We start from the raw sequence: 17502 nt of genomic DNA on the forward strand, positions 1-17502 counted from the left end.
ACAAGAAACAGATTAGAAAAATAAGTGCCGGGAGAGCCAGTCCCCGTGCTCAACGCGTCCTGCAAGGGTTGACCCAATGATGCCCCGCAGGGGCCTCTTTTTCCGTGCAGAGTCGCGGAAAGGAAAGCAGGGTACAGGCACTCCGGGACCCACTTGAGCATCATTTTGTGCTTAAAAAATCTCATTTTCTGGGACAAGCGGGTCCCGGAAGAGCCAGTCCCCGTGCCACATGCAAAGCGCTAAACAGATACAAGCTTATCCTCCTCTCCCTATACCTGCAGGGCTGAAAAATCAGCCAGTTTCTTGAACTTCAAAGAAAGATAATTCAAGAGTCTCAATCTGTTTTGCCGTAGTTTTTCATCGTCGCACATAACCATTACATGGTCGAAAAATGCATCCACGCTCGGACGCAGGGCATTAAGCTTGGCAAAAAGGGCCCGAAAATCCTCTTTTTGCCACAAGTCTTCCCAGTCGGACATGATTTCTTTTATGGCCCGGTCCAGATTTATCTCCTGCTCTTCCTGCAATAACCCCGGCTGGTAATCCAGGCTCAAATCCACCCCCTGGGCCTGTTTGCGGATAATATTGTCCACCCGCTTGTAGGTCAGAACCGCGGCCTCAAAATTTTCATCCAGGCTGAAATCAAGGATGGCCTGAAGTCTTTTTTCCGCTGCATACATATCTGAAAACCCGCTATGCAGTACAGCGTCCACAAGTTTGCCCTCGTACCCCTGACCCTGCCAGTAGGTTTTTAGGCGGATCGAAAAGAAATGCAGAAGCTTTTCCAGGGCCTGTTCAGGATCCTGTTTCCAGTCTACTCCTTCGTAGTTTCTGGCTGTAAAGGAGATAAGATTTTCCATATCCAGGCGGAGCCCCCGGCCCAGAACAATGCGGATCATGCCCAGGCTCTGCCTGCGCAGGGCATAAGGGTCTGCCGCTCCACTGGGAAGCATATCCAGCCCGAAACATCCCACCAGGTTGTCCACCTTGTCAGCCAGGGATACAATCGCCCCTTCTGTGGTGGAGGGAAGATCTGATTCCGGGCCCAGGGGCAGGTAATGCTGGTATACGGCCCTGGCGACCTTGTCGTTGTAACCGGCGTGACTGGCATAGATCCCTCCCATGATACCCTGCAGGTCTGCAAACTCCCCTACCATCTCCGAGACCAGGTCTGCCTTGCATATACGTCCAGCTGTCTGGATATCCTTTTTATCCGGGAGTTGCAGCTTGTCGCACAAAAAGCCGCAGATGCGCTCCAGCCGGCGGGATTTTTCTCCCATGGAGCCAAGTGGAGCCAGAAAAACCACCTTTTCCAGTTTCTGCATCCATTGATCAAATGATGTCGATTTGTCAACATTCCAGAAAAACCTTGCATCCTCCAGCCTGGCCTTCAATACTCTTTCCCAGCCTTTTTTTATAATTCCGCCGGGATCCGGGCGGTTGTTGATGACCGCCACAAAATTGGGCATAATGCGTCCCTGGCCGTCCAGAACTCCGAAGCTTTTCTGATGAGACTCCATGCTGGTCAGCAGCACTTCCCTGGGCAGTTCCAGATACATGGAATCGAAACTCCCCATGATGGGGACAGGAAATTCAGTCAGATTTGCATTCTCATCCGCCAGTCTGTCATTGGCTATTATGCTCCCCCCTTCTGCACGGGCGAGGTTTGCAGACTCTTTGAGTATTATGTCTTTTCTCTCCTGGAAATTCAGGATCACCTGGGCCTGGTCCCTGACAATCCGGAAATAGTCAGCAGCCTGGTCCACTCTGTAGGGGCCGGGGCCAAGCACACGGTGTCCATAGGTGATATTACCGGATTTTGTGTCAGCTATTTGAAACTCTATGTTCAGCCCATCCATTTTAGCCAGGATCCACCTGACAGGGCGACCGAAAGTGAAACGATCCCACCAGCGCATCTTTTTGGGAAAACCCAGGCTTATAATTACCTTCTCGCATACCTGCGGCAGTATCTCTCTTGCAGGCCTGCCGCCGACAGTTTTTTTCACTGCCAGATAACCGCCCTTTTCCGTATCCTGAATCATCAGCTCCTGCACGTCCACCTGCTGAGACCTGGCAAAGCCCAGTCCGGCTTTTGTAGGCCGGTTTTCCTGGTCCAGTCCTATGGCAACTGGAGGGCCGGTAATGACGTCTTCTTTACGGATCTGGTATTGCGCCACTTGAAAAACATACGCGCTAAGCCTCCTTGGGGTGGCCCAGGCCTGGATATTCTCGCAGTCCAGCATTTGAGATTCCAGTTCCTGCATCAGGGACTGTCTGAAATCATGGGTCAGGGCTTTGAGAAAGCGGGCCGGCATCTCTTCGAATCCAACTTCCAGCACAAAATCAGGCATTTATCATTTCCTCAAGTTTAACTTTAAGTATCTGTTTAGCGCTTTTAAGGAAAGCAGGGGACAGGCACCCCCGCACTTATTTTTCTGAAGGGTGTTTGACGGCATTTTTAAAAATAAGTGCGGGGAGAGCCGGTCCCCTTGCCACATGCAAAGCGTTAAACAGATACACAATAATATTCAAGGCAGGGTTCCGGGAACAAACTTTCCCTGCAGCAACGGATGCCCCATTTCCAGGCGCTGTTCCTGATATAGAGCAGCCACCCTGGAAGCCAGGTTTCTTACTCTGCCTATGTATCCGGTACGCTCGGTTATGGACAGGGCCCCCCTGGCCTCCAGCAGGTTGAAGGTATGAGAGCATTTGAGGCAGTAATCATAAGCCGGCATGACCTGTTTGTCTTGGCATAGCCTGATGCATTCCCTTTCAAAATTCTTGAAATGATCCAGAAGCATGTCGGCGTTACTCAGCTCAAAATTGTAGCGGGAATGCTCTTTTTCCCGCTGCAGGTGGATGTCGCCGTATGTTAGATCCCTGTTCCAGGCGAGATGGAAAACAGATTCCACTTCCTGCAGGTACATGCTGATCCTTTCCAGGCCATAAGTCAGCTCCACGCTGATAGGATCCAGATCTATCCCACCTACCTGTTGAAAGTAAGTAAACTGGGTTATCTCCATGCCATTGAGCCATACCTCCCATCCCAGGCCCCAGGCCCCAAGTGTGGGCGATTCCCAGTCGTCCTCGACAAAGCGGATATCGTGTTTGCCGGGAACTATTCCCAGGGCTTCCAGGCTCTTGAGGTAGATGTCCTGAATGTCCGGAGGTGAAGGCTTCAGGATTACCTGAAACTGGTAGTAATGCTGCAGCCTGTTGGGATTTTCCCCATAGCGTCCATCCGTGGGGCGTCTGGAAGGTTCAACATAAGCGGTTTTCCATGGCTCAGGACCTATAACCGCCAGGAAGGTGGCCGGGTTGAATGTCCCTGCCCCGACCTCGACATCGTACGGCTGATGTAGCACACAACCGTAATCACCCCAGAATCGCTGAAGATGCAGCATCACATCCTGAAAAAGCATCACTTTCTCCCGTATTTGTAGTATCTGTTTAGCGCTTTGCATGTGGCACCGGGACCGGCTCTCCCCGCACTTATTTTTAAAAATGCCGTCAAACACCCTTCAGAAAAATAAGTGCGGGGGTGCCTGTCCCCTGCTTTCCTCTATAATGCGGGTATGGGGGGCGGACACGTCGCCAGGCCCTGCCCTTCCGTCTTTGCTGAAAATTGCCCTGCTTCTTGTGACAGGGTTGCTGAAAGGACCCCCCTGAATGTATACACTCACTGACATCATTCGATGTGGTACTGGACATAAGCCTCCACCACCTTCAGGCAATCCTGCAGGACTTCCTGCTCGGGCCTCCATTTTATCCATTCACTGGGACCGGCCGTACTCAAACTGTCCAGAAACTTTAGAGACTTTCTGTCCGCCTGTAGGACTTCCTTTGAATCCGGGATGCAGTCCGAGCAGAAAACCCGTCCATTTTTAATGTCAAAAAAACCCCTGCCCATGTCTTCTACAGAAAGGCAGCAAACACTGCACTTGTTGAGCACCGGCTGATAGCCGTGAATAAAGGTGGCCCTGGCCTTGAAAAGAAGCGGAAAAAAAACCGGCACGGAAGGATGGTTTTCCATAACTTTCAGGACTTCCAGAATCAGGAGATATATTTCCGAAGAGTCATCACCCTCAAGGCAGATTTTCTGCAGAAAATTCAGGCAGTGCACGGCCATGCCCAGCTTGTTTCTCTGGTTTTTTACCCCCTGAAAGCCGCTGATAAGGGTGCCCTCCTGCAGAACAAGGTACCTCTTTGCGGAACTGTATCCAATAGTGAACAACACCAGGTTCAGACTGTCCAGGCATCCGCAGAATCTTCTTCTGCTGCGGCACCCCCCAAAGGCAAAACCTGTCTGCACTCCGCGGGTGGGAGAAAGAAAGCGCACCCACAGGTCGTATTCTTTAAACCTCCCGGTGCGTAAAACAAGGACTTGTTCCGAAAAAGACATGGGGCAGACGTAAAAAATCAGCTGGAGCCGTCAAATTCGACGGTCCTGACTTCACCGGACTCGGCATCCAGCAAGTAAGGCTCTCCATTGATGGTGATGCTCACCCCTCCGGCATTGCCCAGCCTGAGGCGCAGTCTGTCTTTGTATTCCACCTCGATGCTGTCCCCCGGACGGAGAAAAAAATCTCTGGTTGCGTCCTCTGTTTCGTACATCAACCAGCACTCTTCATGAGCCTCAATGACCATCTGAAACATCCTGGGGAGTTCTTCCTCCTCCTCTTCCTCTTCTTCAACAGCTACAGGTTCGTCAATGAGGGATTCATGTTCCAGCGCTTCCGCCTGCTCTTCCTCCTGCTCTTCCTCCTGTGGCAAAGGCTCCACCAGCTCCTCCGGTACAGGATCTTCTTCAACATCTGATACAGGCTCTTCAGGCTCAACAGGCTCAAGCTCGTATGTGTGCAGGGGATAATCGTTAAAAAAATCCTGGTTGAACTGTTCAGCCTCTGGAAGATCCATGGCGATTTCTGTATCCTCATCCGGATCATATTCCCTGGCATCGTCCCAGTAAGAGGTATAAAACAGCCAACCTGCGCCGAGAATTATAACCAGAGTCAGGGTCAAGACTGATGCCTTGACTGCATATGAAAAGAGCCTGGCCTGCTTCTGGTCCTTCAGGACAGTGGGTAATTCGTCCAGCTGTCCGGAATCGTCTTCCACGCTGTATATCCTGGCGAACTCCTCTCCCATTTTCTGCCAGTCCAGGCCCAGAAATTTGGCGTAGTTCTGCATAAAGCCCCTGGCGTAGACCGGGTGTGGAAGCTGATCCATGTCCCCATTTTCCAAGGCCTTTAAAAAATTCAGGCTTACCTTGATTTCATCCTGGATATGCTCCAAGGTTAAGCCCTGGCGAACTCTTTCTTCGTAAAGCTGTTTGCCCAGTTCATGCATTTCCATATCTTCTCCCAAGGGATTATGCTTTTTAATACCTTACCTCGATGACGGCCCTCTCTCTTAATCCCTGGATATACTCATCAAATCTTTTTTCAAGTTTTATGTCGAACAACTCGTTACGGATCTCGTCTTTCACTTCTTCCAGGGGAATACTGCCTTCCGCGCTTACCTCCCGCACCTTGAGCAGCACTCCGCCTCCCTGCATGACAAAAGGTTCGCTGATTTCCCCGGCCTGCAGATCTTTGAGGGCATCTCTCCACTCCGGTGCAAGGCGGTCCCAGCGCACCATTCCAAGGTCGCCGCCTTCAGAGGCGGCCGGCCCCTGGGAATACTTCTGAGCTGCCTGGTTAAAGTCATATTCGCCGTTTCTTATTGCCTGCAGTATCCTGGAGGCATCTTCCACCTGCTGCACCACCAGGACCTTCAGATGAATCTTTCTCTGTTTTTGAAAATCGTCCTGGTGTTTATCATAATATTCCTGGATTTCGCCCCCGGTTACAATGGTTTTGCGCCGAACCATAATGTTCATGACCCTTTGCCTCAGCATTGAGTCCCGGATCTGTTTTTCGAAATCCTCCAGCCTCATCCCCTGGCGCTGAAGATGCTGCTTAAACTCTTCCCGGCTCACGTTGTTGTTTCGTTTTAACCTTTCAATATGCTCCTGAATTTCAGAATCGCTGACCTCGATCTGGAACCTTTCAGCCTCCTGCCGCATGAGAATATCATTGATCATCTGTTCCAGTACATGCTTCCGGGTTTCCTTCCGCTGGTGTGGAGGTAAGTCTTCCAGAGAAATATCGTCAAAGAGTCCCAGGAATATCTCCACTCTTTTTTCCAGGTCAAAAAGGGTGATGCTTTCACCATTTACATGGGCCACTATCCTGTTGACAGGCGTTGATGACCAGGCCGTTTTGAAAGGGAGCGCTATAAAAAAAAACGTCAGCAACAAAACTAAAGCTTTGTTGCTGAAAGGAACCTTCCGGTATAATAACCTATTCTTATCTCTGACCATATGATGATGTTTCCAGGAGTTTGGGGTTAATTTCTATCTTTGCCTCAGCCACTGCTCTTTCAAGCCAGGAATTAAAAACTTCAAGCATTCTTTCCTTAACCAGATTTTCTTCAATGAGACTGTAAACCTGGTGTGGTTTGAGAAGAGTACTTTCTATACGATCGACAATAAACACCGAGTGATAATGATCTTGGAGGTCTTTACTGATCTCACTTTTTTCTCCTGGCTCAAGGGTTGTCAATTCTTTATGCAGTCCCAGGGGAAGACGATCCACCCGCATTTCATAACTGATAATATTCACCTGGGGGTAGTCCCGGCCCAGGCTGGAAGTGTCTTCATTTTCGATAAAAGTGTCGAGGGCGGCCTGCAGCTTTGATTCCTCCCTGGAAGAGAAATGCAAAAAGACGATTCTTTCCGGTATGAAAAAGTCCTCAATATAATCCTGATAATACCTTTTGATGTCCTGGACTTCAATGCTGATTTCGGGTCTCAATATTTCCTTGCTGAATTTTTCCCATGCCAGATTCTGCATCACCTGGGCTCTCCACAGGCCCAGGTCGATATTTTCCTCTAAAAGCACTTCATCAAATCCTCCCTGGGGATAGTCCTGCCTGATTTCCTGTTCAATTTTTTTCAACTTTGCCGCGTCTGCTTTCAGTCCCCGGGATTGAAGTTCCTGCTCAATAAGATTTTGTACTACCAGATTCATCAGAACTTTTCCATAAGAGGATTTTATGGCCTGCAGATCAGGCGGCAACCCACGAAACCATCTAAAATAATTAGCGTCATGCCAGGCCTCCACCTCTTCCAGATAAATGGGATGGCCATTGACTCTGGCCACCACAGCTTCAGAGTTCATATCAGGTGAGCAACCTGCCGTCAGGATGGGCAGAAAAAGCAAGACAGTAAAAAATAAGTTACGCATCTTTCTAAGCATATCTGGACATTTAGAATTATTAAAAAAGCAATAAATCCAATATGTTGCACGATAATTTTTGAGTATATATTTAATAAATATTCGTTGATTATTCACCCTTGAGGTGACTGGTCAAATCTTCGACTATTTTATGCATTTCCTGCAGACATTCCAAAATAGGTGGTTTGTTCCTCAAACGCAACTCCAGATTAGAAGGAGGAGCCAGTTTAGCCTTATCCTGGTTCTTCTCGATCCATTCCACCAGCCTTGCCGGGTCAATGGCTTCAGCCTGTGGGGGCCATTCTATACAAAGTTTGTTCTCCATGAAGTCCGCCCTTTGAGGCCCCAGAGTTTTCAGGACATGTTTAATTTTTAATACATTGATGAAATTCTTCAACTCATCAGGTAGCTTTCCAAACAGGTCTTCCAGTTCATGTGATAGCTGCTCGTAATCCTGGATATCAGTTCCCCCAGAGAGCATGCGATAGTACCTCAGACGCTCAGCAGGATCTGGAATGTAGTCCTCGGGTATAAAGGCTGAAAATCCAATATTAATTTCCAGGTCCTTTGTCTCTGCTGTTTTGTCACCTTTGAGTTTGCCCACTTCTTCCTGCATCATCTCCAGGAAAAGGTCCAGACCAACCTTGCCGATCTGTCCTGACTGGACCTCTCCCAGGATATTTCCGGCTCCTCTCAGCCGTAGATCTTCCATGGCCACCTGAAATCCAGCTCCCAGATAATCCATGTCCAGAATTATCTGCATGCGTTTCCTGGATTTTTCACCAATGTCTTTGATGGAGGGCACGACAAAATAAGCAAAGGCCTGTTGCTGGGATCTGCCCACCCGGCCCCGCAACTGGTAAAGCTGCCCAAGGCCGAACATTTGAGCCTGGTCCACGATCAGGGTATTTGCCCGGGGAAAATCCAGCCCGGATTCAATAATCGCTGTACAGACAAGAATATCTATTTCATGATGCCAGAATTTGTGCATGGTTTCCTCCAGCAGCCTTTCAGGCATCTGTCCGTGGGCCATAGCCACCCTGGCTTCAGGAACCAGCTGCTGCACATGCTCCATAACACTTTCCAGACCACGCACCCGGTTGTAAACCCAGAAGACCTGTCCATTTCTGTCCAGTTCTCTTTGGAGGGCATGTCTCAGAAACTCCCTGTCTTTTTCAATAATTGAACTTTCAACAGGTTTTCGATCCACAGGGGGGGTTTCTATGACACTCAGGGTCCGGATGCCGGACAGAGACAGCTGCAGCGTTCTGGGTATAGGTGTTGCGGTCAGGGTCAAAACATCGATGTTTTGCCTGTATTGTTTAAGCTTTTCCTTATGTCTGACCCCAAACCTCTGTTCCTCATCAAGAATCATTAAAGAAAGCCTGGGCAGCACAACATCCTGAGACAGAATCCGGTGTGTGCCTATCAGAATGTCCACCTCCCCTTTCTGGGCAGCTTCCAGGATAATCTTCTGTCGGCTACGGGGAACAAATCGGCTCAACATGCGTACATTTACGGCAAAATCCTGCATACGCTGCATGAAATTCTGGTAGTGCTGCTCAGCTAAAACTGTAGTTGGACATAAGAGGGCCACCTGTTTGCCGTCCTGTACAGCCCTGAAGGCGGCACGCATGGCCACCTCTGTCTTGCCGAAACCTACATCGCCGCAGACCAGGCGGTCCATGGGCTCATTGCGCTCCATATCCTGCATCACCTCTCGGATGGCCTGCTCCTGGTCCGGGGTCTCTTCAAAGCCGAAGGTATTTGTAAACTCCAGGTAGAATTCTTCCTGGGGAGTGTATGAATATCCTTTGACCACCTTGCGCTTGGCGTACATATCCACCAGGTCCCGGGCTATCTGTTGAATTGCCTTGCGCACACGGTTTTTGGTTTTGGTCCAGTTGGCCCCACCCAGTTTATCCAGGGCTGGATTTGCGCCATCCGGGCCCTTATATTTCTGAACCAGAGAAAACCTGTCCACCGGCACATAAAGTTTGTCATCATTGGCGTAATGCAGCAGGAGATAATCATTGGCCTGCGTATCCGTCCCGATTCGTTCCAGGCCCCCGAAACGTCCAAGTCCGTAGTCCCTGTGAACCAGCATGTCTCCAGGCTCAATATCTTCAACCCTGGCAATGCCCTTGAATTTGCCGGCAGTTCTGACTTTCCGGCTGGTGCCGGGCTGCAGGACATCTTCTCCCAGGACATAGATGTGGTTCCAGGACATGTGCATCCCGGTGCCGGTTCCTGTCACCACAGCATAAAGTCCCCGAATGTCCGGATCAAAATCTGTCTTTAACTGTATATCTTCCTTTTTAATAACTTCCAGAAACCTGTCCCTGGATCTTGTAGAGTTAAAGCCCAGTATTACCTGGTTGGCAGTCCTTTTCCAGTCCTTCAGGGCCTGTACAAAAGTAGGCCAGGGTCTGCGTTGGTCCTGGGGCTTCCAGAAAATATCGGTAAAACTGCCGATTTCTTTTTCGCTTAAATCCAGACCCCTGGATTTCCGGCCCATCACCAGCCTGTCGAAAACAATCTGTTTTTTGTTTTGCCAAAGGGTCCTGGCCCGCGTTTCCGGTTGAAAAATCAACTTATAAGGCAGGCCCTCGTCTTCAGCCCACTTCTTGAGCTTCCACTCCTCTTCTTCCAGTGCAGTCCGGAGTCTGGCGGTATCCACCAAGAGAAAAAAGGCTTCCGGGGGTAAAAAGTCTGAAATATCTCCTGGACTGGAATAATAAAGACCGGCTGGATAATCCGCAACCTTTTCCTCCAGTTTTGTTTCTAGCTTCCGGCGCAGATCCATGTTGATCTCCCCGATGGACTTGAGGTAGTCAGCCTTTTGCCTGGCCTGGGAGACCAGGTTGTCCTCCATGGGACATGGGGCGACCGGAAGTATAAGGCAATCTTCCAACTGGTGCAGGGATCTCTGGGAAACAGGCTCGAAGGTGCGGATGCTTTCCAGAGTGTTTCCAAAAAACTCCAGGCGGAGGGGATGGAGGTATCCCGGGGCGAAGATATCCAGGATGTCTCCACGCAGGGATGTTTCCCCCGGGGAATCGACCAGGAAGCTTCTTGAATAGCCCCAGTCCACAAGCTTATCCATTATGTATCCCGGACTTGTCTCCTCTCCTGTCATGAAAAGCAGGAAAACTTCCTGAACCACATCTGCGGGGGGGTAAAAATACAGCAGGGCATCAGCGGTAAGCACAGTTACTTTTCCGCCTCCCTGCAGAAGACCGAACATGCCTGCCCATATCCGACCCCATGAAGATTTGCTCTGTCCGGCAGGGGAAGGGGGAAAAACCCAGGGTGCCTCCCAGAACTTATCAGTTGCTTTTTCACTCTGACTGAAAATACCGGCCAGATGCGCATACTGTTTAACATCCGAACCCGGAGGCAGCACAACAACTGTGTCACGTCCCTGGCGACGCAGGTACTCAGCCAGATAAACCTGTGTGGCTGGACCTGCCTTGCGGATATGCACATGCCTGGACCCGTTTTTTGAACCCAGGATTTCACTTTTTATGTTGGAATCTATAAACAATATTTGTCTCGGCTCATCACCGTAGCGAAAACACTTTCAAGTAACCGTTCAGGGGGTCCTCAATGATGAAGCCGGCAGACCGGCATGGGGACTGTGTAACCATACAGGGGGTGCTAATATCGGCCTGGGGACAGTCCCCGCAACATATTTCCTGCACCATGAAATATATTACCAGCGTACATTTCAGTAAACCTGCACAAGCAGTACTGGAGGGACAGTCCCCAGGCCCGTTCTGCGGTATCTGTTCAGCGCTCTGCATGTGGCACGGGGACTGGCTCTCCCCGCACTTATTTTTTATAATTCCGTCAAACATCCTTCAGAAAAATAAGTGCGGGGGTGCCTGTCCCCTGCTTTCGGTCCCCTGCTTTCGTAAAAAATGCGCTGAACAGATACGAAAAATCAAAGATTTACTGTAGTGTTATTCAGCTTAAACCTGGCTTAAAACCTTTTTTTCTTCCCGGCTCAAAAGCCTGTCCAGATCCAGCAGAATCAGGAGCCTGTCTTCCAGCTTACCCACACCGCTTATATACTCGGAGTCAAGCCCGGCCACTACAGGCGGCGGTGGTTCGACAGTGTCTGCAGGAATACGGAGCACTTCAGAAACAGAATCCACAATAAACCCCACTATCATTTTGTTGATCTCAACCACAACAATCCGGGTATTCTTATCGTGCCCCTTGGGCTCTAAACCAAATCTTTTACGCAGATCGATTACCGGAATGACCTTGCCCCTTAGGTTGATCACCCCCTCCACGAAATCCGGTGCCTTGGGCACCTTGGTTATCTGCATCATCCGGATGATTTCCTGGACGGTCAGTATCTCCACCCCGAACTCTTCACCGCCAATATTAAAGGTGACCATTTGCAACAGATCGGCATCTTTTTTCTGGGTGTGATTTGCCATGGGCTATCTCCTGGGCTTTATTAATAATATCGTATCCGTTCAGCGTATTGCATGCCGTCAGGGGATCGGCTCTGTCCCCTGTAACCATTGTCCCCTGCCGTAATTGTAATCGCTGAACAGAACTGATTTCAGTTGTCTGTGGCAGTAATGACCTGCTTAACAGCGCTAAATCTTTTTCTTAATTTTATCAAGCCAAAATATATTGCCAAAATATATTGCCAAAACAACAGCTTGTGGTTAACATCTGTTACCAGTTGATCAGTTATTGAGAAATGTAGCTGTTAAGCGCTTTGCATGTCGCATGATTTCCTGACCGGAAGGGTCCCGGAAAATCCTATCACCGTGCCGCATGCAAAGCGCTGAACAGATACTATAAACTAAAAAGTGCTGGTGGTGCCTGCCACCGATGGAGGCACCGCATAGTTTGAAAGGTTTCGCTGTAATGTCTTCCAGCCTTTAAACCTTAGTATAGGAGGTTTCATCAAATAATGGCCTATTTTTTACGCAATCCTGACAATTATCCTCTGGAAGAGCAGGTAAAAATTCTGGGCGACGAGGAACTCCTGGATTTCTGGGAGGAAAGTCAGTTCCTTGACAAATTTTTCGATGAAGAAGCCTATAAGTCCCCAGGGCCGCGCATTAACTACGAGGAGGTGATCCTCAAGGAACTGCAGATAAGAAGCTGCATGAAGAGTCTTTAAACCCGATCCTGCTATCTATCTGTGCCTTTTCGGAAGCCTGTTGAGGACGTATTAAAAAAACCATCCCGGATGTACCGGGATGGTTTTTTTTGAATCTTATTGCAAAAATTGGATTTAAAAGCGAGCTTCTCGTTTGGGCTTGGCCACATTGACCTTGATGTTGCGGCCACCGAAATCAGTCCCGTTGAGACTTTCAATGGCCTCGTCAGCACCGTTTTCCATTTCCACAAATCCAAAGCCGCGGGAACGGCCGGTTTCGCGGTCCTCAATGATCTTTGCCGAGCTTACCTCTCCATATTCAGCAAAAAGATCGCGGAGTTGGGCCTCAGTAGTGCTCCAGGGCAGGTTGCCCACATAAAGATTGGTCATAAGATAACGCTCCTGAAAAAGTAAAACAGGGAAATCACCGGTCCAGGCCGCAAACGATCCGACCCGCCCACAAAAACCGGTGAAAGACACTGCTCCCTCTATATTCCAGGCATTTTTCGAAAGCAAGTTTTTTTTGAAAAAAAACTCTTAGAGAAATATTTTCGTTTACTTCCGGGGCTTAAAGGAGCGCAGTCTCAGACTGTTGGTTACCACCGATACGGAACTTACGGCCATGGCCGCTCCGGCCAGCATGGGATTGAGTATGATTCCGTAAAAGGGATACAATACGCCGGCAGCAACGGGTATCAGGACAATATTGTAGATAAAGGCCCAGAAAAGATTCTGGCGGATTGTCCTGGTAGTTGCCCTGGAAAGGGAGATGGCCGTGGGCACACCGCGCAGGTCGCCGCTTATGAGGGTTACGTCCGCTGTTTCCATGGCCACGTCCGTGCCAGTGCCAATGGCTATGCCCACGTCGGCACTGGCCAGGGCCGGGGCATCGTTGATGCCGTCTCCGACCATCGCCACGCGTCTGCCTTCCTGCTGCAGACTGGTCACATAATCAGCCTTGTCCTGAGGAAGGACCTCGGCAAAGACCCGGTCAATGTCCAGCTGCCGCCCTATGGCCCGGGCTGTGGCTTGATTGTCCCCGGTGAGCATGATCACTTCCAGGCCCATTTTGCGCATGTCCTGTACCGCTTCCCTGGATGTATCCTTCAGGGGATCGGCCACGGCGATCATCCCGGCCATTTTTCCGTCCCTGGCCACGTACATGGGAGTCTTGCCTTCGTGGGCCAGTTCCATGGCCCTTTCCTCCCAGGGGCCGGTAGAAACCTTGAACTGCTGCATAAGGCGAAGATTGCCGGCAAGGATCTCTGTGCCCTCCATAAAGGCCTTTATCCCCTGCCCTGGAACAGCGTCAAAGGATTCTGCAGAACCCAGGTTCAGGCCCTGTTCCCTTGCATGACGCACAACAGCCTCTCCTAAGGGGTGTTCAGATCCCTGTTCAACGGATGCCGCCAGGCGCAGAAGATCATGGGCTTCAGTGCCCTGTTCCGGCAACAGGTCCATGACCTGGGGCTCACCACGGGTAAGTGTGCCGGTTTTGTCCAGGACCACTGTCTGCAGCTTGTGCGTAAGCTGCAATGTCTCGGCGTTCTTGATGAGAATGCCGTTTTCAGCACCTCTGCCCATACCCACCATTATGGCCGTGGGAGTGGCCAGACCCAGGGCGCAGGGGCAGGCTATTATAAGCACAGCGATAAAGGTGGTCAGGGCAAAGGTCAACTGCGGTTCAGGCCCGTAAATGGACCAGAAAACAAAGCTCAGAAGTGCTACACTTAGAACTGCGGGCACAAAGTATGCCGCTATTTGGTCCACCATCTTCTGAATAGGGGCCTTGGATCCCTGGGCCTGTTCCACCAGCTGGATTATCCTGGCCAGAGCAGTATCCCGGCCGATCTTTGTAGCCCTGAACTGAAAGCTTCCCACCTTGTTTATGGTTCCGCCTATGACTTCATGGCCGGGCTTCTTGGTCACAGGCATGCTTTCCCCGGTGAGCATGGACTCGTCCACAGTGGAGGAACCGGAAGTTATCTCACCGTCCACAGGAATCCTTTCTCCGGGGCGAACCAGGACCACATCCCCCACAAGCACTTCATCCACTGGTATTTCAAGGTCTTCACCCTTTCGTCTCACCCTGGCGCTGCGGGCCTGCATACCCATGAGCCGGCGGATGGCTTCGGAAGTGCGTCCCTTGGCCCGGGCCTCCATGAGCCGGCCCACAAGAATAAGAGTGGTGATTACCGTGGCTACGTCGTAATAAAGCTGATAAGGAAAACCCAGGTTGGTTAGAAAGCCCGGAAAAAGGGTCATGGCTGCGCTGTAAAGCCAGGCCGAGGTGGTGCCCATGGCCACCAGGACGTTCATATCCGCGGTCAGATGCCGCAATGCCCCATATGCGCCCTGGTAAAAACGCCACCCGGCAACAAACTGCACATATGTGGAGAGAATCAGGAGAACATATACATTGCTTAAGAAAGCGGGCACCCAGTCCGACCACATGGGCATCATATGGGGAATACTGCCTATAAGGACAACAGTGGTTACCGCCGCCCCGGAAACAACATCCCTGACCAGGCGTTTCATCTGTTTTTCCCGGACCTCACGTTCCCTGTCCTCGCTTTCTTTCTGTTCTGTGCCGGCATGGACCACCTTGTAACCGCTTTCTTCCACTGCTTTCTGAAGGGAAGCAAGTGTTTCCGGACCTCCGGTATATGTGATCAGTGCACGCTCAGAGGCAAAATTAACTTCTGCCTGCAGCACTCCGGGAACATCAGACAGGGCCTTTTCCACCCGGCGCACGCAGGAGGCACAGGTCATGCCCTCAATATCCAGAACCGCCTGGTGCTGGTCCACGGGATGAGCACCAAAACCGATACTTTCCACGGCCTCTGTCAACTCTGCAAGAGAAACCCGGTCTTCAAGGAAGACAGTGGCCTTTTCTGTGGAAAGGTTGACTTCAGCGGTTCTTACCCCTTCAATATCTGTAAGGGCCTTTTCTACTCGGCGTACGCAGGAGGCACAGGACATGCCGGTGATTTTCAGGATAACCGGAGGGTTATTTTTGCCGGAGTTTTCTTTCAAAGACTCCGGAGGCTTGTCCAGCCCGAAAGTTTTTTTGTCTTCAGACATCTTTACCCCGATCAAGAATGCAGATATATTTCAATTTGTTTTTTCCAAAGGCCGAAGCATGTCCGGCAGACATGGTATCGTCGTATCTGTTTAGCGATTTGCATGTGGCATGGGGACTGGCTCTCCCCGCACTGATTTTTGTGAAGGATAATTGAGAGGTTTAAAAATAAGTGCGGGGGTGCCTGTCCCCTGCTTTCCTTAACAGCGCTAAACAGATACGCCTCGTCGAACCGAAGCTGTACAAGGTAAGAGTTTAGAGGTAGCAACTTGCGGGAACAGGTATCTTTACCAGCTAAATGATTTCCCTGCAAGAATATTGATAGGGGGGCTGAATGGCATCACGAGTAATTCTAAACGCCAAGCAGATGCAGAAAACTCTGGAGAGGCTTGCTTCCCAGGTGTGGGAACAGACAGCCGACACTGAAACCCCGGCGCTCATTGGAATTCAGCGCAGGGGAGTGGATCTGGCCGCCAGGATGCAGAAAATGCTTGAAGAAAAGACCGGACAGGAAATAAGACTGGGCAAGTTAGATATAAATCTTTACCGGGATGACTGGACAAAAATGACTTCAACCCCGGTAATAAACAGTACAAAAATACCTTTTTCCGTGGACGGAAAAACCCTGATACTAGTGGACGATGTGCTGTACACTGGACGGACCATTAGAAGCGCTCTGGATGCCCTTCTGGATTTCGGACGTCCCGGGTGCATCAAGCTTCTGGTGCTCATTGACCGCGGCCACCGGGAATTGCCCATCCATGCGGACTTTGTGGGCAAAAAAGTGAACACCTCCAGAAAGGAACAAGTGGATGTTGTGCTTCGGGAAAGAGACGGCGATGACAGAGTGATGCTGCAGGAGGCTGAAAATGAATTAGAGTGAAGCGCAATGATTTGAAAAAAATCAGGTTGCCAGGAAGGGCATTTCCAGCTTTTTGCCCTTCCTGGTTCCATGATTTCTTTGCAGATGTTTTGTAAAGCGACTTAATCCCGGTGGTCCAGAATCCCGGGGCATACTTTTTCCACATCCGGTACACCGGTGAGAAGCATGGCCTGGAAAAGTTCCTGCGTGTACTTGTTTAAAACGAAAGACACCCCTTCCTTTCCTCCTCCAAACGCTCCGGTGATAAGCGGCCTTCCTACAAGTACGGCATCCGCGCCCAGGGCCAGAAGCTTTATTACATCCGATCCCGAACGTACACCGCCGTCAGCAATAATCGTCATGCGTCCTCTGACCATTTCGGATATTTCCGGCAGAACTTCTGCGGCCCCAGGGGTATGATCCAGGACCCTTCCCCCGTGATTGGAGACCACTATGGTTGAAACCCCTGCTTCCAGAGCGTCCAGGGCATCGTCAATGGTCATGATTCCCTTGAGTACAAAGGGAAGATCAGTGGACTGAACCAGCTCTTTTATCTCGTGCTTGTCCTTGGGTCCCACTGCCTGGCCCTTGAGGGCCATGGTCACTAAGCCTGCTCCGTCAATATCCACTCCAACAGCCATGGCCCCGGCCTCTTCTGCGCTTCTGATGCGTTTTACTATCTCTTCCTGGGCCCTGGGCTTGATGATGGGTATGCCCTGCCCCTGGTTGTTTTTTATGGCCTGGACTCCGCTGTCGAACATGGCCGGGTCTGCTCCGTCCCCGGAAAAGCCGATGCTTCCGGAATCAATGCTTCCGGAAATTATATGATCGATAAACTCCTGTTCGGTGATCTGTCCGCCCATATTGTAAGTGGTTCCGGTCATGGGAGCGGCCATAATGGGAGTCTTGAAATCCCTGCCCCACAGCCTGATGCCTGTGTCCGGTTTTTTTACTCCGTGTACCGCGCGCATTCTCAGCCGGTAGCGGGCCAGTGCTTTAAGATTTACCTTGAACGCTTCGCCTGTGCCCATTCCGCCCATTCCGGGCACTTCACCGGCACACATGCGGCCGTCGCACACCGGGCAGACCCGGCAGTATCCCTTCAGTTTTTCCTTGGCCTCTTTGGTGATGTCATTCCAGTTCATAA

Annotated in this window: 13 protein-coding genes; 2 read left to right on the forward strand and 11 right to left on the reverse strand. The window is 50.5% G+C overall.

Translation table 11 applies throughout. From position 1 onward, the window contains the following. Positions 1 to 269 precede the first annotated feature (269 nt). The 8 genes from glyS to QZP87_RS02425 all read right to left on the reverse strand — a co-directional run bounded on the left by glyS (position 270) and on the right by QZP87_RS02425 (position 11731). Positions 270 to 2351, reverse strand: coding sequence for a glycine--tRNA ligase subunit beta (gene glyS / locus QZP87_RS02390; RefSeq protein ID WP_291321320.1), 2082 nt, complete (start codon positions 2349 to 2351; stop codon positions 270 to 272). Positions 2352 to 2528: 177 nt separating this feature from the next. Further along, a complete protein-coding gene (locus QZP87_RS02395; protein ID WP_291321321.1) occupies positions 2529 to 3422 on the reverse strand; it encodes a glycine--tRNA ligase subunit alpha in 894 nt (297 codons plus the stop codon). Positions 3423 to 3688: 266 nt separating this feature from the next. Then, complete coding sequence (gene recO / locus QZP87_RS02400) at positions 3689 to 4402, reverse strand: DNA repair protein RecO (protein WP_291321322.1); 714 nt, start codon at positions 4400 to 4402, stop codon at positions 3689 to 3691. A 17-nt stretch (positions 4403 to 4419) separates the two neighbouring features. Then, positions 4420 to 5355 carry a helix-turn-helix domain-containing protein gene (locus tag QZP87_RS02405; RefSeq protein ID WP_291321323.1) on the reverse strand — a complete coding sequence of 312 codons (936 nt, stop codon included), beginning with the start codon at positions 5353 to 5355 and terminating at the stop codon, positions 4420 to 4422. Between the two features lie 25 nt (positions 5356 to 5380). Continuing rightward, on the reverse strand, positions 5381 to 6364 hold the full coding sequence (locus QZP87_RS02410) for a SurA N-terminal domain-containing protein (protein ID WP_291321324.1): 984 nt from the start codon (positions 6362 to 6364) through the stop codon (positions 5381 to 5383). Continuing rightward, positions 6351 to 7301 (reverse strand): peptidylprolyl isomerase, encoded by a 951-nt coding sequence (locus QZP87_RS02415; protein WP_363330977.1) that lies wholly within the window; start codon positions 7299 to 7301, stop codon positions 6351 to 6353. Before QZP87_RS02415 ends, QZP87_RS02410 begins: the two co-directional genes overlap by 14 nt. Before the next feature lie 88 nt (positions 7302 to 7389). Next, positions 7390 to 10827 (reverse strand): transcription-repair coupling factor, encoded by a 3438-nt coding sequence (gene mfd, locus QZP87_RS02420; protein WP_291321326.1) that lies wholly within the window; start codon positions 10825 to 10827, stop codon positions 7390 to 7392. Between the two features lie 427 nt (positions 10828 to 11254). Further along, the gene (locus QZP87_RS02425; protein WP_291321327.1) at positions 11255 to 11731 is read right to left on the reverse strand and encodes a chemotaxis protein CheW; all 477 of its coding nucleotides are present in this window, start codon (positions 11729 to 11731) and stop codon (positions 11255 to 11257) included. A gap of 488 nt (positions 11732 to 12219) precedes the next feature. Here QZP87_RS02425 and QZP87_RS02430 point away from each other — a divergent pair, with 488 nt between their 5' ends. After that, positions 12220 to 12432 (forward strand): hypothetical protein, encoded by a 213-nt coding sequence (locus tag QZP87_RS02430; protein ID WP_291321328.1) that lies wholly within the window; start codon positions 12220 to 12222, stop codon positions 12430 to 12432. 114 nt (positions 12433 to 12546) lie between these two features. Here QZP87_RS02430 and QZP87_RS02435 read toward each other — a convergent pair whose 3' ends face one another. After that, positions 12547 to 12801, reverse strand: coding sequence for an RNA-binding protein (locus QZP87_RS02435; protein WP_008868844.1), 255 nt, complete (start codon positions 12799 to 12801; stop codon positions 12547 to 12549). 165 nt (positions 12802 to 12966) lie between these two features. Beyond that, positions 12967 to 15495, reverse strand: a complete 2529-nt coding sequence (locus QZP87_RS02440; protein WP_291321329.1) for a heavy metal translocating P-type ATPase — start codon at positions 15493 to 15495, stop codon at positions 12967 to 12969. A gap of 332 nt (positions 15496 to 15827) precedes the next feature. Here QZP87_RS02440 and pyrR point away from each other — a divergent pair, with 332 nt between their 5' ends. Then, positions 15828 to 16376 (forward strand): bifunctional pyr operon transcriptional regulator/uracil phosphoribosyltransferase PyrR, encoded by a 549-nt coding sequence (pyrR, locus tag QZP87_RS02445; protein ID WP_291321330.1) that lies wholly within the window; start codon positions 15828 to 15830, stop codon positions 16374 to 16376. Positions 16377 to 16477: 101 nt separating this feature from the next. Here pyrR and QZP87_RS02450 read toward each other — a convergent pair whose 3' ends face one another. Next, positions 16478 to 17500 carry an alpha-hydroxy-acid oxidizing protein gene (locus tag QZP87_RS02450; protein WP_291321331.1) on the reverse strand — a complete coding sequence of 341 codons (1023 nt, stop codon included), beginning with the start codon at positions 17498 to 17500 and terminating at the stop codon, positions 16478 to 16480. Positions 17501 to 17502: the final 2 nt, after the last annotated feature.

The sequence above is a fragment of the Desulfonatronospira sp. genome (assembly GCA_003563255.1).
Classification (GTDB): domain Bacteria; phylum Desulfobacterota; class Desulfovibrionia; order Desulfovibrionales; family Desulfonatronovibrionaceae; genus Desulfonatronospira.